Origin of the sequence: Bartonella bacilliformis Ver097 (assembly GCF_000709795.1) — a bacterium.
GTDB lineage: Bacteria > Pseudomonadota > Alphaproteobacteria > Rhizobiales > Rhizobiaceae > Bartonella > Bartonella bacilliformis_A.
In genome coordinates, this window is sequence record NZ_KL503807.1 from 31,762 (window position 1) to 47,875 (window position 16,114).

General features: G+C 38.3%; 12 protein-coding genes. 2 read left to right on the forward strand and 10 right to left on the reverse strand.

Going from position 1 to position 16,114, the window contains the following annotated elements:
- Positions 1-4: 4 nt before the first annotated feature.
- From H710_RS05705 to fliF, 3 genes are read right to left on the reverse strand one after another with little or no spacing between them, the layout of a single operon-like run.
- Positions 5-1,084 (reverse strand): flagellar motor protein MotB, encoded by a 1,080-nt coding sequence (locus tag H710_RS05705; RefSeq protein ID WP_041849851.1) that lies wholly within the window; start codon positions 1,082-1,084, stop codon positions 5-7.
- Positions 1,081-1,824 (reverse strand): hypothetical protein, encoded by a 744-nt coding sequence (locus tag H710_RS05710; RefSeq protein WP_244875599.1) that lies wholly within the window; start codon positions 1,822-1,824, stop codon positions 1,081-1,083. Before H710_RS05710 ends, H710_RS05705 begins: the two co-directional genes overlap by 4 nt.
- A 39-nt stretch (positions 1,825-1,863) precedes the next feature.
- Positions 1,864-3,525 (reverse strand): flagellar basal-body MS-ring/collar protein FliF, encoded by a 1,662-nt coding sequence (fliF, locus tag H710_RS05715; protein ID WP_041849853.1) that lies wholly within the window; start codon positions 3,523-3,525, stop codon positions 1,864-1,866.
- 888 nt (positions 3,526-4,413) lie between these two features.
- On the opposite strand from fliF, the gene H710_RS05720 reads away from it, so the two are divergent.
- Positions 4,414-6,873 (forward strand): autotransporter outer membrane beta-barrel domain-containing protein, encoded by a 2,460-nt coding sequence (locus tag H710_RS05720; RefSeq protein WP_041849854.1) that lies wholly within the window; start codon positions 4,414-4,416, stop codon positions 6,871-6,873.
- Positions 6,874-7,009: 136 nt separating this feature from the next.
- Complete coding sequence (locus tag H710_RS05725; RefSeq protein WP_041849855.1) at positions 7,010-10,123, forward strand: autotransporter outer membrane beta-barrel domain-containing protein; 3,114 nt, start codon at positions 7,010-7,012, stop codon at positions 10,121-10,123.
- Positions 10,124-10,138: 15 nt separating this feature from the next.
- On the opposite strand, the gene H710_RS05730 is transcribed toward H710_RS05725, so the two are convergent.
- From H710_RS05730 to flgA, 7 genes are all read right to left on the reverse strand, one after another.
- Positions 10,139-11,236 carry a hypothetical protein gene (locus tag H710_RS05730; protein ID WP_041849856.1) on the reverse strand — a complete coding sequence of 366 codons (1,098 nt, stop codon included), beginning with the start codon at positions 11,234-11,236 and terminating at the stop codon, positions 10,139-10,141.
- A 250-nt stretch (positions 11,237-11,486) separates the two neighbouring features.
- On the reverse strand, positions 11,487-12,239 hold the full coding sequence (gene fliP / locus H710_RS05735) for a flagellar type III secretion system pore protein FliP (protein WP_041849857.1): 753 nt from the start codon (positions 12,237-12,239) through the stop codon (positions 11,487-11,489).
- Positions 12,236-12,733 carry a flagellar basal body-associated FliL family protein gene (locus H710_RS05740; protein ID WP_041849858.1) on the reverse strand — a complete coding sequence of 166 codons (498 nt, stop codon included), beginning with the start codon at positions 12,731-12,733 and terminating at the stop codon, positions 12,236-12,238. The genes fliP and H710_RS05740 overlap by 4 nt, the downstream gene beginning before the upstream one ends.
- Positions 12,734-12,826: 93 nt before the next feature.
- Positions 12,827-13,519 (reverse strand): flagellar basal body L-ring protein FlgH, encoded by a 693-nt coding sequence (gene flgH / locus H710_RS05745; protein WP_041849894.1) that lies wholly within the window; start codon positions 13,517-13,519, stop codon positions 12,827-12,829.
- A gap of 64 nt (positions 13,520-13,583) precedes the next feature.
- Positions 13,584-14,420 (reverse strand): MotE family protein, encoded by an 837-nt coding sequence (locus H710_RS05750; RefSeq protein WP_041849859.1) that lies wholly within the window; start codon positions 14,418-14,420, stop codon positions 13,584-13,586.
- Positions 14,417-15,655, reverse strand: coding sequence for a flagellar basal body P-ring protein FlgI (locus H710_RS05755; protein WP_041849860.1), 1,239 nt, complete (start codon positions 15,653-15,655; stop codon positions 14,417-14,419). Before H710_RS05755 ends, H710_RS05750 begins: the two co-directional genes overlap by 4 nt.
- Entirely contained in the window at positions 15,655-16,113 is a 459-nt protein-coding gene (gene flgA, locus H710_RS05760) for a flagellar basal body P-ring formation chaperone FlgA (RefSeq protein ID WP_041849861.1), read from the reverse strand. The genes H710_RS05755 and flgA overlap by 1 nt, the downstream gene beginning before the upstream one ends.
- Position 16,114 lies beyond the last annotated feature (1 nt).

The following is a 16,114-nucleotide window of genomic DNA, read 5'->3' on the forward strand; positions in this document are numbered from 1 at the left end:
GCATCTATTCACCATTTGGGGTGCGTATAAAAATAGAGATACGCCGATTTTCAGCAGCATATGGATCTGCCGTATTTTTTAAATCTCGATCTGCATACCCTTCAACCCGCAAAATCCGTTTTTCATCCAAACCACCCCGCACTAACATGTAATAAGCCATTTGCGCCCGTGCTGTTGAAAGCTGCCAATTATCACGATTAGCACTACGGTAAGGTCGAGAATCTGTATGGCCACTAATGATAACATCTCCCTGATGCTTTGCGATAATTTTTGCCATCTCGCCAATCATTTCAACCGTTTCTACTGTCGGAACAGAGGAACCCACTCTAAACATCTCACGTTGGGGCTGGTCCATTAATTCAATAATAACACCTTCTCTCGTTGGCTCGACATAAACCGATACATGATGATCATTGACTGTTTCTTTCATAAAATCCGTCAATTCTTTCGCAAAATCGAGCGATTCTTGAGAAGGAAGAAAATTCTCCTGTGCAAGCTGTTGGAAGGCTAATGGTGTCTCTGCTTTAACCAACGCATTAGATACCGAATGTTGATTCCAATAATTTAATGAAAATGGATCATAATAATCGGTTCCGACCTTTGAAGTTTCTTTTGAATCACCATTTTCTTGTTCCATCGACATGCTATTTTCTGTATTCTTATCAGAATGATCTTTCACGGTTCGTTTTACATCAACTATCTTTTCTAACCCTGTGTAGGGATCACGCATTAGCTCTGCTTCTTCTGCGAAATTAAGCTGACCATTTTCTGATTGTGCTCCTTCTCCAAGTTTTGGATCAACAAAAGATGTGTTGTCATTTTCAGCATCATTTTGCTTAACACCACGAATAGTTGTTTCATGATCCACGAGTTTGATAGGATTAAAATAATTTGCAATAACGGCTTTTTCTTCCTCATCCTTTGCATTAACTAACCACATCACAAGAAAAAGCGCCATCATTGCTGTCATAAAATCGGCATAAGCAATCTTCCAAACACCGCCATGATGATCATCATGATCATCATGGCCACCACGACGAACGATAATAATTTCAGAATGCGTGTGTTGATCTTCTGATTTCACCGAATCAACTCCTGTAATGACGCTAGTAACGAAGAAAGCTGCGTAGCGACAACCACTTCACCACGACGCAAACGTATCTCGGTGCTGTTGGTTGGGTGAAATTCAAATTGAGATGAATTAAATCCCTGCTGCTTTTTGAGCTGCTCAAAAAGTTTTTCATTGCCTTCAAGAATCAAAAACTGATTTGCATCGACAACTTGCCCTGCTAGCTTTGCAGCAAATTGCTTCAACACGTCTTGTGTCATCTTCTCACCTATAAAGCCAGAGAGAATCTGTGCAATATCCTGAGCAATTTCTTGACGTAAATTCGCCAAACCTTCTGTTAATTGGTGATGCATATCAGCACCTAAAGCTTCAATTGCACTATCCTTTGCTATTTCAAGAGCTTTTATATGCTCTTCTTCCATGCGTTTTTTTTCAGCTGCAAAATGCGTTTGCAACTTTTCTGTTGTTTCCTGCACTGCTTGGTGAACAACTTCTTGTTGCAGCACATGAACATCAATAGTTTTTTCAGCATTCACGTGGAGAGGTAAGATATCTTCCATATTGTCTTCTGAAAAAACAACGCCAGATAATGAAAATGCTTCATGCCCTTCATCTTCACACGTCCTCTTAGCTTGCTCAGCAAAAGACAGAATTTTTTCCTCTTCATCAACGACATGTCGTTGTGAAAAATCATTAAGAACGGAAGAAAATGGCAAACTTGCCTTTCCTTGAAATTCTTCACTTGTCTTTTCCATTCTATTGATCACATTCATTCAGCATTGCATTCTATAAATCTAAACAGGCTGTGCAGTTGTATCATTAACCCATTCACGTAAAATCCCAGCAAAACGCTCTTCATCCATATCTATCATTTTTTCTAAACGATTTTGTGGGGGAACACGCATACGATTGCGTAAATCACGTAGTATATCATCATTTGTTTTTGTTACCCCACCAAAACCGACAGCAGCTTGCGATTGATTATCCAAAGCAGGCATAGTACTTAAGCCAACCAAAGCATTTTCACCACTATTACGAGCTTTTTGTCCTTCACGCATTTCACGCATTAAGGGGCGTACACCTAAAAACAAAATCAACAGAACAGCAATCACCAATGCAACACCATTGACCACACCAGGTATATAACGTGACACGGATTCCCAAAGAGGTGTTTCAACAGGTGTCAAATCAGCACCATTATGACCAATGAAATCAACAGCTGTTACATTGATGACATCACCACGATTTAAGTCAAGCCCTGCAGCAGCTGAAACCATTTGTTGAATACGGGTTACTTGGTCATTAATAAAATCTTCAGAAACTGTCGTTTCCCCATTTGCAGGTACTAAACGTGTACGATCTACCACAATGGCAATAGCCAATTTTTTCACACTATAACCATCTCTAACCGTAGAGATAATTTTAGAATTAATTTCATAATTGGTTGTTTCTTCACGACGGTCTTTTTTATCTGTTGACGTTTCTCCACCACCATTAGCAATTTCTTCTTGCGGAATATTTTGCTCGACTCCAACAGCATCACTGTTGCGACTATTTTGGCTATCTGCTTGATCACGCACAGAACGTATAGAACGTACAACTTGCGATTCCGGATCAAAAATTGTTTCATTGATTTGACGACGATCTGTATCTAAAGCCACTTGCACACTGGTTTGGAAATGGTCAAGCCCAAGATAAGGAACTAATTGCTTACGAATATTGGCATCAATTTGCGATGCAACTTGATGTTCTAGTGAAGCCATGACAATAGGTACCCCATTGATGGCATCAACCCCAGAAGCTAACATCTGTCCACGTGTGTCCATCACCGTTACTGAACTTGCTTCAAGCGAAGGAACAGCGGCTGCCACTAAATGTCGAATAGATTGAGCAGATTCGACTGAAAAACCGCCATCCGTACGAATCACAACAGAGGCTGTAGGCTTTTGATTGGCCCGACGAAAAGATCCTTTATCAGGTAAAACAATATGGACACGTGCAGCCTTTACACCCTGCACAGCTTGAATTGTGCGCGCAATCTCGCCCTCTAAAGCACGTTGACGTGTGATTTCTTGCATGAAAGATGTTAACCCCAAGGACCCCATATTATCAAACAATTCATACCCTGCATTGTTCGATGTGGGAAGTCCTTTTTCTGCAAGGAACATTCGAACATGCTCTGCCTGCCCTACAGGAACCTGAACAGAACCCCCATCGGAAGAAACATCAAAAGCAATTCCTGCTTCCCCCAAAGCCATTCCTATACGGTTTACATCATCGCGAGAAAGACCAACATAAAGCGTTTCGTGAGAAGGACGCGTGAGATAAAAGCTGGAAAATAGAATCGTTCCAAAAAGCGTTACCCCAACCAAACCAAGCGCAATTAGACGCTTTGCCCCCAATTTATAAAGAGCACTCCCTGAAGAAGAAAGAAAAACAAAAAATTTATCAAGCATATATTTGTACCATTTTGTTTTAAAGAAAAAGCAATTACTACGTATAAATAAAGACAACACATTTAAGCTGTTGAGCGACACTTTTTCCCCTCATCATAAACAATAAAGCTTGTGCGAAAATGATGCGTATTTTTAGTGAAAAAATACATTCTTCTTCTGCATTATCCCCTTACAGAATCATAGTTTTAATGGAAATTGGATATCCATGTAGTCTTGTTTCAAAAGGCTCCATTGTATGAGGATACAAACTGCTAAGACCAACACTAAACGCAGATATATTCCGGCAATAATTTTCTGCAAAGAATAGATGATTGTTTTTAACGTTATTCTAAAAAAGATTTTTACAAAATGTATAGAGAAATACCCTCTAAATAGACGTTCACGAAATGTAACTGATTGACACAAAATAAAAAAGGAGATAGATCCAACCACGCTTAATGAGGGTACTCTATTTTTTGGGGGATATCTAATTTTTCAAAGAGCTCACTGAACATGTACAATCGCTGCTAGCTTTTTAGGACTAGGTATCAACGTGTAATTATCTCCAAAATTCTCATTATATGGGGACATAAACCACAGACACAAACTGCAAAAGTCTGGTATCTCAGGTAATAGCTTCGCTGCTGGAATAGGGTATCGCTTCTAATGATCTACCAGCAAATTTTTTTTGGGGGATGTTAATATAAAAGGATATTTTCTAAGTTTACATCTATGAACGATTTATGCGTTCATGGACGCATAAATCATCATTGACATAAATTAATGACAATGATAGCCCGGTCAAACTTTTACCGGGGTACTTTATTTATCATTTTAAAGTACAAATTTTATCTTTCTTCTTTAACGAAAGAAGGAAGAAATGGGGATTATAATTTTTGGGGAATTTCAATGAATAAAAAAGCTCTTTTATTGTGCACAGCAGCTGTTACCATGGCTCTGATGAATTTTAATTTCAATGCAAATGCAAAAACTCTTGTTGTTGAAGATGGAAGAACAGAAAATGTTAGTGATGAAACCTATCACGCTACAAGCCCAGCAATGGAGGATAGCGCTATCCATGTAACAGATGGCACAGTTACCGGCACAAATATAACACTAACGAGCAATATAAACAGCACCGGTGTGTATATAGATGGGGCTAACAGTAAAGTTGAAATTAATAACGTAACAATTACTGGTAAAATTACAACTGGTTTTTTCGTCCAAAATGGTGGACAAGCCACAATAAATGGTGGCTCTATCAATGTAGGGGCAATAGGTATACTCGTTACTTCTAACGATAATGTAGAACGACAAACTCTTGTTACTCTCAATAATGTTGATGTTACAGCGAATATAGGTCTTCTATCGTCCCATCAAAACTCAAAAATCATCATGAATGGAGGAACAGTTACTGGAAACATGTTCGCATTTTCTGCATCAAACGGCGGAAACATTGAAGTGACAGGCGTTTCTGCAATAGCGGGTCAAATAGGTATACAGATTGCGCACGTATCCAGTAAAGTAAGTTTGACCGATACAAAGCTTATTGTAGAAAATGGCATTGGCATTGGTGCTATTGGAGATATTGTCGGTGGCGAAGTGAACTTAAAAAATTCGGAAATCCGAGCCGATATTTTATTAAAATCCAGTACTTCTAATGAGTATCCCTCTAATTTTAAGCTAAAAGCAGAAAATTCAATTTTAGAAGGAGGTGTGCAATCTGAAGAACATGATAAAATATCTTTCGACCTCACTAACACAACATGGTATTTAAAAATCAGTAATCAAAAAAATGGTGCACTATTTGATCTTCAGGATAGAACAGATTCTCGAGTTTCTGAACTTAAACTGAAAGATAGCAGCATTATTTTTAACGAACCCACGGGAGATGACTATCAGACATTATATATCGGCTCTAAGAAACCAACCTCATTTGCAGAAGATTCCGACCAAGATAATAAAACCATAACCTATATCGCAGAAGGCAATGCACAAATTCATTTAAATACTGAATGGAGTAATGGTGAAAAAATAGAGAATCAAAAAACTGATCGAGTTCTCATCGATGGTGATGTCTCAGGTACCACCATGGTTTACGTTAAAGTGAAGAATGATGGAGATGAAAACAAAGGCGAAGGTGACGCTGAAAATACTTCTATTCCTCGCAATCAAAAAGGTGTTTCCTTGATTCAAGTCTCTGGAAAAGCTAATGAAAACTCTTTCAAATTAGCACATGGCTATGCCACATTAAATAATACGCCTTACAAATATATGCTCTATGGCTACGGAAAAAACTCCAGCAATGGGGGAGCCGATGCAGACCCAAATTTAGTTAGTGAAGGCGATGATTTCTGGGATTTCCGCTTACAAGAAGAATATATTGACCCTCATTCTGGTGTACAAGCTCTTGTTCCACAAGTAGCAAGCTATTTAATCTTGCCCAATGCCTTATTTTCTGCTGGCATCACCGATATAAATAATCAAAATACATTCTTATCGAATAGGCGCTCAGTTCCTCTTTATGTGATAGAGAATAAAAGGAACACCTTTCTCATATCTTCTTACAGCGATAGCCTCACCTTATCCTCTAACCGTAGTGCTTTAGAATATGGTTATGGCGCAGGTATGTATTATGCTGCCTTACAAGCAAGTCTAGCATTGACAACACTGGAACATAAAAATTCTACCACATTTTTGGGTCTTTTAGGCACCTATGGTGAACTGTCTTTTACGCCAAAGGATATGGAAGATTCTGACAAAAGTAAGCTGAATAAATGGTCACTCACCGCTTATGGCAGTACCCAATATAATAATGGAATGTATGTGGATACGTTGTTATCTTATGGTATTTTAAATGGATATATCACCAATGCTCTCATCGGCAATACAGCCAAATTGGATGGAACAAAGATGCTAAGCCTCTCCGCTACCATTGGAAAACCACTGCAAACCGGCGTTGAAAATCTTGCCTTCGAACCACAAGCGCAACTTTCTTACCAGCATTTGAGTTTTGATACTATTGCAGATATCGATGGCTTTGATGTTAAGGTAGGTTTGCCAGAACAATGGCTCATACGTATCGGCGGGCGTTTAATCAAAACGATCAATTCAGTTGAAAAAAGAGAGGCTTTTTCTTTCTATAGCAAATTGAATCTCATAAAAACTTTTGGTGATGAAGGCTCACTATGGATTGGCGATGAATTTCAGCGTGATTCAATGGGATCTTTTATTGAAGGTGGAGTAGGTATGAGTGCGCAGTTGTCTCAACATGTTTCATTGCATAGCGATATAAGCCATCGGCACAAGCTGCAAAAAGCAGGAATATCAGGAAACAGCTTTTCTGCGGGAATGCGCTATCGTTTCTAAAAGCACCTTACGTATTTTGTCAAAAAATTAAAGTACAATATGCACTAATTTCCACTTTACAAAAAATACATAATAAGTTAAATGGCTTCCAGAATTATAAGAGGGGGGAAAAAGATAAATGCTTAGGAGTGCGTAGGTGTTTAAAAAAAATATCTTATTATGTACAGTTGCTGGAACCTTGTTCTGTTCTCATTTTAATGTAGCTTTTGCCAACAATGCAATACAGGGTTCTCAAAGGAACTTAGGATCTTTGCTTACTATTACTGATGGTCAAGAGAGGATGTCTTTGAATAGTCATGTGGATCTTAGGTCGGTAGCTGATTATTTGGATGATCAGTGGGTAACTATAGAAAACAAAAAGGAAGAGTTGGCAAGAGACATAGGAGAATTTAGCAGAAGTGTGGGTCCTTTTTCAGTTGACCAGGAAGCTTTGAGCAGTTTGCCTGATTATTCTGCTGCAAGTCAACCTCATGGTCTGCGACATTTGCAAGAACCAATAGAGAAGACGAAAGGAGACACGATAATTCAAGCAAGAAGCTTGAGAACTAAGGCAGCCGATTTGAAGCGTCTGCTTTCTAAGGCTTCAGAGAGCAAGAAGAAAGAAATAGAACTGTTGCTAGCTCAAGTGGAAACCTTAACAAAAAATCATATTAATGGAGACGAATTATTTAGTAATCTGATGTTAGAGGGTAGTCCAGTTGATGATCTTTCAATTAATGGAGCTCGTGATCATGAATCTTTAAAAAAAATATCAGACGTAAGCTATCCTAACAGAATTATAACCATTAAAGATGCAACAATTTATGGGAAATTTCCTATGACTGTATCGGAGAATGGTGTAATTTACGGAGTAAATATTAGTGTGTCGGAAGGCGCGATGGTTGGTTTGTCCAACTTAGGGGGTAGATTTGAGCTGTATGATTCAGATATCAACGTTAAATGGCGTGGTGGTGTTGGCGTTATGTTTACATCAGAGAATGAAAATGATCATGTAGTTAAATTAGTTAACACAAATATTCATGTTGGAGATGGTATTGGTATTTTTGGATCTAATGTAACAGGTCAAATCAGTCTTGAAAATTCAAAAATTAACGCTGATGTTTTAGTAAAAAAAAGAAGTACAAACCAATACCCTTTTCATCTTACAATCACAGCTGATAATTCTGTCTTAAGAGGTGGAATAAGAACAGCCCTGGAAGAAAAAGCAAGTGTAAGAGCAGTCCTAAAAGAAAGAGGAGGAGCTAGAAATTTTCAAGATACTCAGACTGATCAACGAAGAAAAGAGGTTTTGAGCGTTCTTTTGCAGCACCATGAAAAGCGAAAACTTCAGCTGGAAACAGAGGATTCAGAAGATCTGAGCGGTCAGCTGAGAAATGCTCGAAGTGATCAGGTTAGTAGAGAAGTATCAAAAAGTCCGGTTGTTAATCTGCAACAAGAAGATCAAGATTCTCAGTTAAGGCTAACAGTTCGGGATGCTCCACAAGGAGTAACAGTTTTTGATTATTGGGTAGAACCAAAATCTCAGCAAAAACAAGTAGCTCAAAGTAATTGGATAACAAATACATCGCTAAGCACAATAAATTTAGATCTGCGTAATAACAGTAAGTGGTATTTAACGTTTAGTAAAGACAAAATGGATGATGTAGGCCTGGATTCTAAAGACGAAACACAGATTGAAAGTAGAAAGCGGCGGTTAAGTTCTGATCTTGCTTCTCTTAAGATCCGTGATAGTTCCGTTATTTTTGTTGAACCCCAAAACGGTGATCGGTATAAAACTTTGTACGTAGGGTTCGGTAATGAAGGGAATGTCTACGTTGCAGAGGGTGATGCAAAATTGTTTATCAACGCTGAGTTAGATGATTCTAAAAAGATAGGAAATTTAAAGAGTGATCAGGTTATCGTTAAGGGGAATGTTACAGGTAACACTACAATTTATGTTCAAGACATGACAAAAAGTGAGCGTGTTATACTTCCTAAGATTACCCACAGACCTTCTCTTTTAGCTGCATCTGAGGAAATTATTCCCTTGAATGAAAGGGGAATTTCAGTTGTCCAGGTTTTTGGAATAGCAAAGGAGGATTCCTTTAAGCTAAATAATCCATATGTTACACTCGGTGGTTTGCCTTACAAATATGTCTTAAAAGCTTATGGGCCAAAATCACAACATGGGGAGTCTCGTGAAGCGGACGTTAGTGTTGTGTACGCCCTTCTCACAGCCAACTCTTCAGAGAGTGCTTTTTGGGATTACCGCTTGCAAAATGAGTATATTGATTCTGATAGATATGTCAGCGCTATTGTACCGCAGGCTGCAAGCTATTTAGTGATGCCTAATGCTATATTCTCTGCTGGATTAGCCGATGCAATTAATCAAAACATGCTTATAGATAGCATGCAGAAAAATCCTTTAAAAAAGAAAAGTGGAAAATTTGCTATTTCGCTCTCTTCTTATGGAACTAGGTTGACCTTATCATCTGACCGTACTCCTTTTGATTACGGTTATCACGCAAGTGTTAACTATAGTGCATTGCAAACAGGTTTGTCATTGATTGAATTAGACAATCAAGATAGCATTACGCATTTCGGTCTTTTAGGACATTACGGTCGCTTATTGTTCACTCCGAAGGATGTTCTTGATGCTGGTGAAAGTAAATTGAATAAATGGTCAGTTACAGCTTATAGTAGTACGCAACACTATGATGGCTTTTATGCAAATGCGCTTATATCCTATGGTATGATGCAAGGAACGATTACCAATGCTATCGTTGGTGATACAGCAACCATAGATGACGCAAAAGCATGGAATATTTCTATAGCTCTTGGTAAAAAAATTGATACTGAAGTTAAAGGGCTTAGATTTGAACCAGGAGCGCAGCTTGTTTATCAGAATTTGGACTTTAAGACCATTTCAGATATTGATAAATTTAATGTTGATATGAGTGATCCTCATCAATGGTTAGTGCGTGTTGGTGGACGTGTAAGTAAGGTTGCTTCTATAAATAATAGAGATGATTCTGTTTCGCTCTACACCAAATTACACCTCATTAAAACTTTTTCTAATAACAGTACAATAAAGATGGGTGATCAGTTCCATATTGATTTTGTAGGATCTTCACTTGAAGGGGGATTGGGAATTACTGGCGAATTGTCTAATATTCTCTCTCTCTACAGTGATATCAGTTACCGGTATGCATTGCAAAAATCTGGTACATCAGGAGCTTCTGTTTCAGGTGGAATACGCTATCGTTTCTAAACGATACGATTACACTTATAAAAAAGGCAGTACAGTGTACTGCCTTTTATTTGGATCTATCTTCCATGAGAAAAAAGTCACTATACTTTGACTATTATGATTTGCAATTGGTAATCCTTGAAGGTTAAGCTGTTTGCGTATTTCTAAAATAGAAAGACGGACCGATTCAATATTGCAGTTGGTATCAATTAAAGCTTGAGTATCTGAATTGAGAGTCTGAATCAAAAGTTTCACACATGCTGGCTGAGTATCAATTAAAGCAATTGCAAAATTTATTTTTTTTTCTGCAATCAAAATCGCAATAATTAAATACTGAACGGTTTTTTGAAAACTATTAAAAAGTATCATTTTTGCTTCAAAAGATAACGAAGCAATTCCTTGTATATTCACAAAATCCGTCATAGAAATACTATCTGTAATAACTTTAAACTGAGCTTTTGCTTGACTCCACGCGCCATTATCCCTTGTGCTTTCATCAACAGCTTTTTGAGCATTATTATAAATTGTTTCATTGGCCAATGAAGGATCAGCTATGTAATGTGCTTTTGCCTTCATAAGAGCGTCTTCTAATTTTCTAAAATCTTGATATGCTGTATCAAAAATTTCTCGAGCTATCGAAAAATTCTTTGTCGTTCCTATTTCAAAAATAGGTGTCAAAATACCTTGAGATATATCAATCGTGCCATTAGCATTAACAACACCAAAATTGAATTCTGGACCACCAATTTCAATAATATCTGAAAACCCCTCACTTCTGTTATAAGAGGAAGGCACTCTGATTTTTATACCACTATTGGTAAGAATATTGCTTTTTTTTAAAATAGACGCTCGAATAATATGAGAGATTTTTTTCACATTTTTTGCGATAGCTTCTTGCATTTTTGCAACATCTGCTGAGCCCTTTTCGTATGGATACACTATCGACTTTTGAATTTCAGCTAACAAATCTCTTGTAATATCGATAATAATTCTTGCCGTATTAATCTGCTCTCTGCTGAGTTGTAGAACATCAAGAACCGAAACCATTGTACCAATCTCACATTTTATCATGGATCCCATTGCCCCATAGGTGACATCGTCTAAGATACCGTCAAAATGTAAGTTTATTTCCATATGATTTTGCGCTTCATTTAAATGATGATTGGATGGATGATTTACATATCAATAATCTTGTAGTGATTATGATATCCCCCAAAGAAAAATAAAGAGACTATACTAAATATTCTTATACAGAGATTAGAATAAATTATAAATTTTAAAGTATATTTATATTATAATTATCAATTTATCATGATTTTTAAAGCATTTTTATTATAATAATCTAATATAAATACAGTAAAAACTTTACTTATTAAATTATAAATTAAAAAGACCTTATTAAGCTACCAACCAATAGGTTCCATCCGTCAATTAATACAAAAAATAAAATTTTAAAGGGTAGAGAAATAACAGTTGGTGGAAGCATCATCATTCCCATTGACATGGTTAATGTTGCCACTACAAGATCTATCACCAAAAAAGGCAAAACAATAAGAAAACCAATCTCAAATCCACGACGTAATTCAGAAATCATAAAAGCAGGAACCAGGATGCGAAAATCAATATCCACACCTGTTTTTATCTGAACAGACGGATCAGAAAGGTCCACAAAAAGGTCAAGATCTTTTTCACGAACCTGTGATATCATAAATTCGCGAAAAGGTTGACTAACCTTATCGATCGCTTGCTGTTCAGTGATTTCATTTTTCATTAAGGGTTGCACCCCTTGCTCCCATGCAGCATTAAATGTCGGCGCCATTACATAAAAAGTCATAAACAAAGCTAAGGATATCATGACAAGATTAGGAGGTGTCGTTTGCAATCCTAACCCTGAACGTAAAAGTGAAAAAGCAATGGCAAAACGGGTAAAACTCGTCACCATCATGAGCAAACCGGGTGCAACTGACAAAACAGTCAATAAACCAAATAATTGAACAATCCATCCACTGACTGAACTCCCAACAGATGGGAGAAGCTCAGAAAGCCCGCTAGGACTTGCCGCACCTGTTTGTTGAGCAAAAGCATCTGGTATAGCCAATACCAGCATCAACAAAATAAAACCACTCAACCGTCTCATTGTTCTATCACCAAATTGGAAATTAAAATATTGCTGATTTTATCACCAGAACGAATTTTAGCACGATCAAAAAGGTCCGAGCGCAAATGCATCAGCCCAGATGGCCCTTTCACCTGATCGATTGTTATTTGACGCAAAAATGCTAAAAAATCACTCGATATATCCGCTACCTCAGTTGAGGAAATAGTTTCACTAGATTTAACAATCAAAACAATCTCGACTCGAATCCAAGCCTTTTCTGGTGATGCTATATTCGTTACAAGAGGAGGCAAAACAACCGTATGAGCATCAGCCATGATTTTACTCGCTGGAATAGCGACTGAGGCATCTTTAGAAGCACCAGAAATCTGCCTCATTTGTTGACTCACCCATAAACTTAAAAACCATCCAGCAGCCCCGGCAATCAATGTTAAGATAAATCCAACAATCAAGAGTGTTTTCACACTATTATCTTTGTTGACTGTTGCCTCTTCTTGTTTTGGTTCTTTATCCATAAAAACCTCTGTTACAAAAAATAATGCAAGTCATTAATTGCCTTGCGTCTTTCATCAGTCATAAACCCAATAAAAACCTGAGATGATCATCAATTAAAAAGGCGAAATTTGATTTAATAACTGCTGACCATAGGGGGGTTGTTGTATTTCACTTATACGCCCACGCCCACCATATGAAATGCGTGCTTCAGCAATTTTATCATATTCAATCATGTTATTGCCTGAAATGTCACGTGGACGAACTACTCCTGCAATATTGAGAATACGCAATTCATGATTAACCCGAACCTCTTGTGAACCACGAATAATTAAATTCCCATTGGGCAAAACATCAGTCACAATTGCAGCCACAGACAAGCGAATATTTTCTTGCCGTTCAATCTTGCCATCCCCTTTAGATTGGTTTGATGACTCACCTTCAAGGCTCCCTGCAATTCTATTCATGAAAGAATATCCCGTCCCAATGGTATATTTAGAATTAGAATCACGCTTTAGGTCGCTTTTATTATTCAAACTCGCACGATCATTAATCGATATTTGCACAGTTAACACATCACCTGGCTGCATAGCCCGTGGATCACGAAAAAAGCTATTCCCGCTTGCACGATAAAGTGAATAACTGCTCTCCCTCAGGGGCAATGGATAGGTCTGCGCTGTACGCGAAGGGGCATAGCCTAAATCTGCACGCACAGGTGAAAAATCTGGAACCGAATTAAAATCTTTCGGATTGTATGAACAAGAAGTCACTATCATTGATGTAAAAATGATGCCAAATACCAAATACAATTGAGAATATTGTTTATTCTTGTATTTCATCTGTTTTTACTTTCATCATTACTTTTCTAACAATCTAATTGACAGGATTCTTTCTCGTTGAAAATTGTTGTGCACTAACCAATATTTGAGTTAGTTCAGCTGATTTTTCAGGAGGTAATTCATTCATAATAGTGCTCGATACCTTGGGGCTAAGCTTCAAAACAAGTGAAGCCGCAACAAGACTATTCATCAAAGCTAATTGAGCTGCTGCTGCATCAGGACGCATTTTTGATAAAACTTCAACCAAAGAGTCTTCTGCCATAGAGATAAAATCATTGCGCCTCTTGAGCCAAGTTTCATATTCTTGTTGTTTTTCTTCCAAAGTTTTCACACGCTCACTAATTTGATCACGCAATTGTTGCAATTGTTGACGTTGCAATTGGAAACGTGCATCCGCAGCCTGACTGCCAATATTGCTACAAAAACGTTCTATTTCTTCCATATTCATCCCAGACATGCCCTCTATCAACGAAGCAGTAGAAGCTATTGTGTTTGTAGAAGAAGCATCTGAAGGCATCGCTGCCTGAACCACCTGCTGGAGAATAGATGGAGACTCTGGTGTCGAGAAAGCGGTTGTTTTTGGGGAAGCATCTGCAGACACTGCTAACTGAGCCACTTGTTGGGGAACAAGTTGAGGCTCGCTTATCGAGGAAACAGAAGGGAAAAGTGTTTCCGAAGCAGCGTCTGCAAATACTTTTGATTGAGCCACCCACTGAGAAGCGGAGTGAAGCTCTTGTTTCTGTTGTGCACGCACTGTAGATGAAAATATTGGCACCGGAACTGAATTTGGTATAGGCACAGTGCTCCCTATTCCACTAACGGTCAACATCGCCATAAAAAAAATGAAAAAAGAAAAACGTAACTGTATCATTGTACTATCAGCTCCGCATGAAGAGCGCCTGATGTTTTAATAGCCTGCAAAACCGCTATAATTGCTGTTGATTTAACACCGATTTGATTAAGTCCTTTAACGAGATTGTCTAAATCGACCCCATTGAGAATACCTATATTGGAGGGTAGCTGTGCTACATCCACATTAGTTCTTGGCACAAGAACCGTATTCCCTTCAGAAAAAGGATTTGGCTGCGAAACAAGTGGATCTTCTGTGACACGAACTGTCAAACTTCCATGGGAAATCGCAACACGTGAAACACGCACTTTTTCACCAATGACAACAGTTCCTGTGCGCTCATCAACAACCACACGTGCTACTTCATCTGTAGGAATAGGCAATCTTTCAATTTCAGCAACAAAGCGCGTAATTGAAATATTGCGAGGTTTACTCAACACAATGGTCTTTGAATCTCTCTCTTTCGCTACACCCTTCTTGTAACGTTGATTAGAAAAAATATTAATTAAATCTGTCACACGAACTGCTGTTGAAAAATCAGAGTTGCGTAATTCTAAAATAATCTCGTTACTCTTGTTAAAATTGCCTTCAATTTTTCTCTCAACTAACGCACCATTAGGAATACGACCTGATGTTGGTACACCTTGTGTTACACTTTCTGCTACGCCTTGCGCACCAAAACCAGAAATCACCATATTTCCTTGCGCAACAGCATAAGTTTTTCCATCTGCACCAAGCAGTGGGGTCATCACCAACGTTCCTCCTTGCAAAGATGTTGCATCCCCTAACGAAGAAACTGTCACATCAATCCGTGAACCTGGCGTAGCAAAAGGTACCATCTCAGCTGTCACAATAACAGCAGCGATATTATTAGCACGCGATGCACCAGCAGGAGGACTGATCCCCAAATTATCAAGCATAGCCCGCATAGATTGCTCTGTAAAAGGTGAATTTCGTAAAGAATCCCCTGTACGATTTAACCCAATCACCAAACCATAGCCAACCAATTGATTCGAGCGCACACCTTGAATTTCTGCAATATCTTTCAAACGTGCTACAGCACCTGGGCGTGCTAAATCAGCATGATGCATCTGATTAGGATCACCGCCTGATCCTAACAAAGCAGCATCCAACTCAACTGCAGAGCTATAGCGCGTTCCTTCCTCCTGCCCATTCGCAAAAATCGGAAAAAAGACAGCAAAAAAGCTAAACCAAAAAGCCAAAAAATAATGAAAGAGATGATGATACACTCTCATTACGATCCCACCCTCACGCTACCATTTGGTAAAACAGTTCCCATCACAATGCGCCCTGAATCAGCATTGCGCACTCGAACAACATCCCCCAAAGACCCTGATTGCAACACCACACCGATAGCAGTGATTTGTAAATTATCTGACTGAAAAATCAATTTTATTGTCTGACCACGTTCAATCAAAACCGGATCACCCAAAGCAGTAAGAGCAATAGGACGCCCCGCTCTTAAAGGACGGGTTGCAACCTTATTCAGAACCTGCTTCATATCCATGACATATAAAGAAGAAGCTTCAGACTTAATAATAAAATTCTTTTCGCTTAAACCAACATCACTTACACGCTGACCAACATAAATTGACCGCTCAGGAACAAGAAAACTAACCCGATCAGCATAAGCCGCAGTCAATAAACAGAATGAGAAAAAAACATTCACCAGTAAAAGCGAAAGTTGTTTCATG

Coding starts and splice junctions, on each gene's coding strand:
- H710_RS05755 (WP_041849860.1), bottom strand. CDS start 15,655: ATGAGAGTGTATCATCATCTCTTTCATTATTTTTTGGCTTTTTGGTTT.
- H710_RS05750 (WP_041849859.1), bottom strand. CDS start 14,420: ATGATACAGTTACGTTTTTCTTTTTTCATTTTTTTTATGGCGATGTTG.
- flgA (WP_041849861.1), bottom strand. CDS start 16,113: ATGAAACAACTTTCGCTTTTACTGGTGAATGTTTTTTTCTCATTCTGT.
- fliF (WP_041849853.1), bottom strand. CDS start 3,525: ATGCTTGATAAATTTTTTGTTTTTCTTTCTTCTTCAGGGAGTGCTCTT.
- H710_RS05730 (WP_041849856.1), bottom strand. CDS start 11,236: ATGGAAATAAACTTACATTTTGACGGTATCTTAGACGATGTCACCTAT.
- H710_RS05740 (WP_041849858.1), bottom strand. CDS start 12,733: ATGGATAAAGAACCAAAACAAGAAGAGGCAACAGTCAACAAAGATAAT.
- H710_RS05720 (WP_041849854.1), top strand. CDS start 4,414: ATGAATAAAAAAGCTCTTTTATTGTGCACAGCAGCTGTTACCATGGCT.
- fliP (WP_041849857.1), bottom strand. CDS start 12,239: ATGAGACGGTTGAGTGGTTTTATTTTGTTGATGCTGGTATTGGCTATA.
- H710_RS05710 (WP_244875599.1), bottom strand. CDS start 1,824: ATGGAAAAGACAAGTGAAGAATTTCAAGGAAAGGCAAGTTTGCCATTT.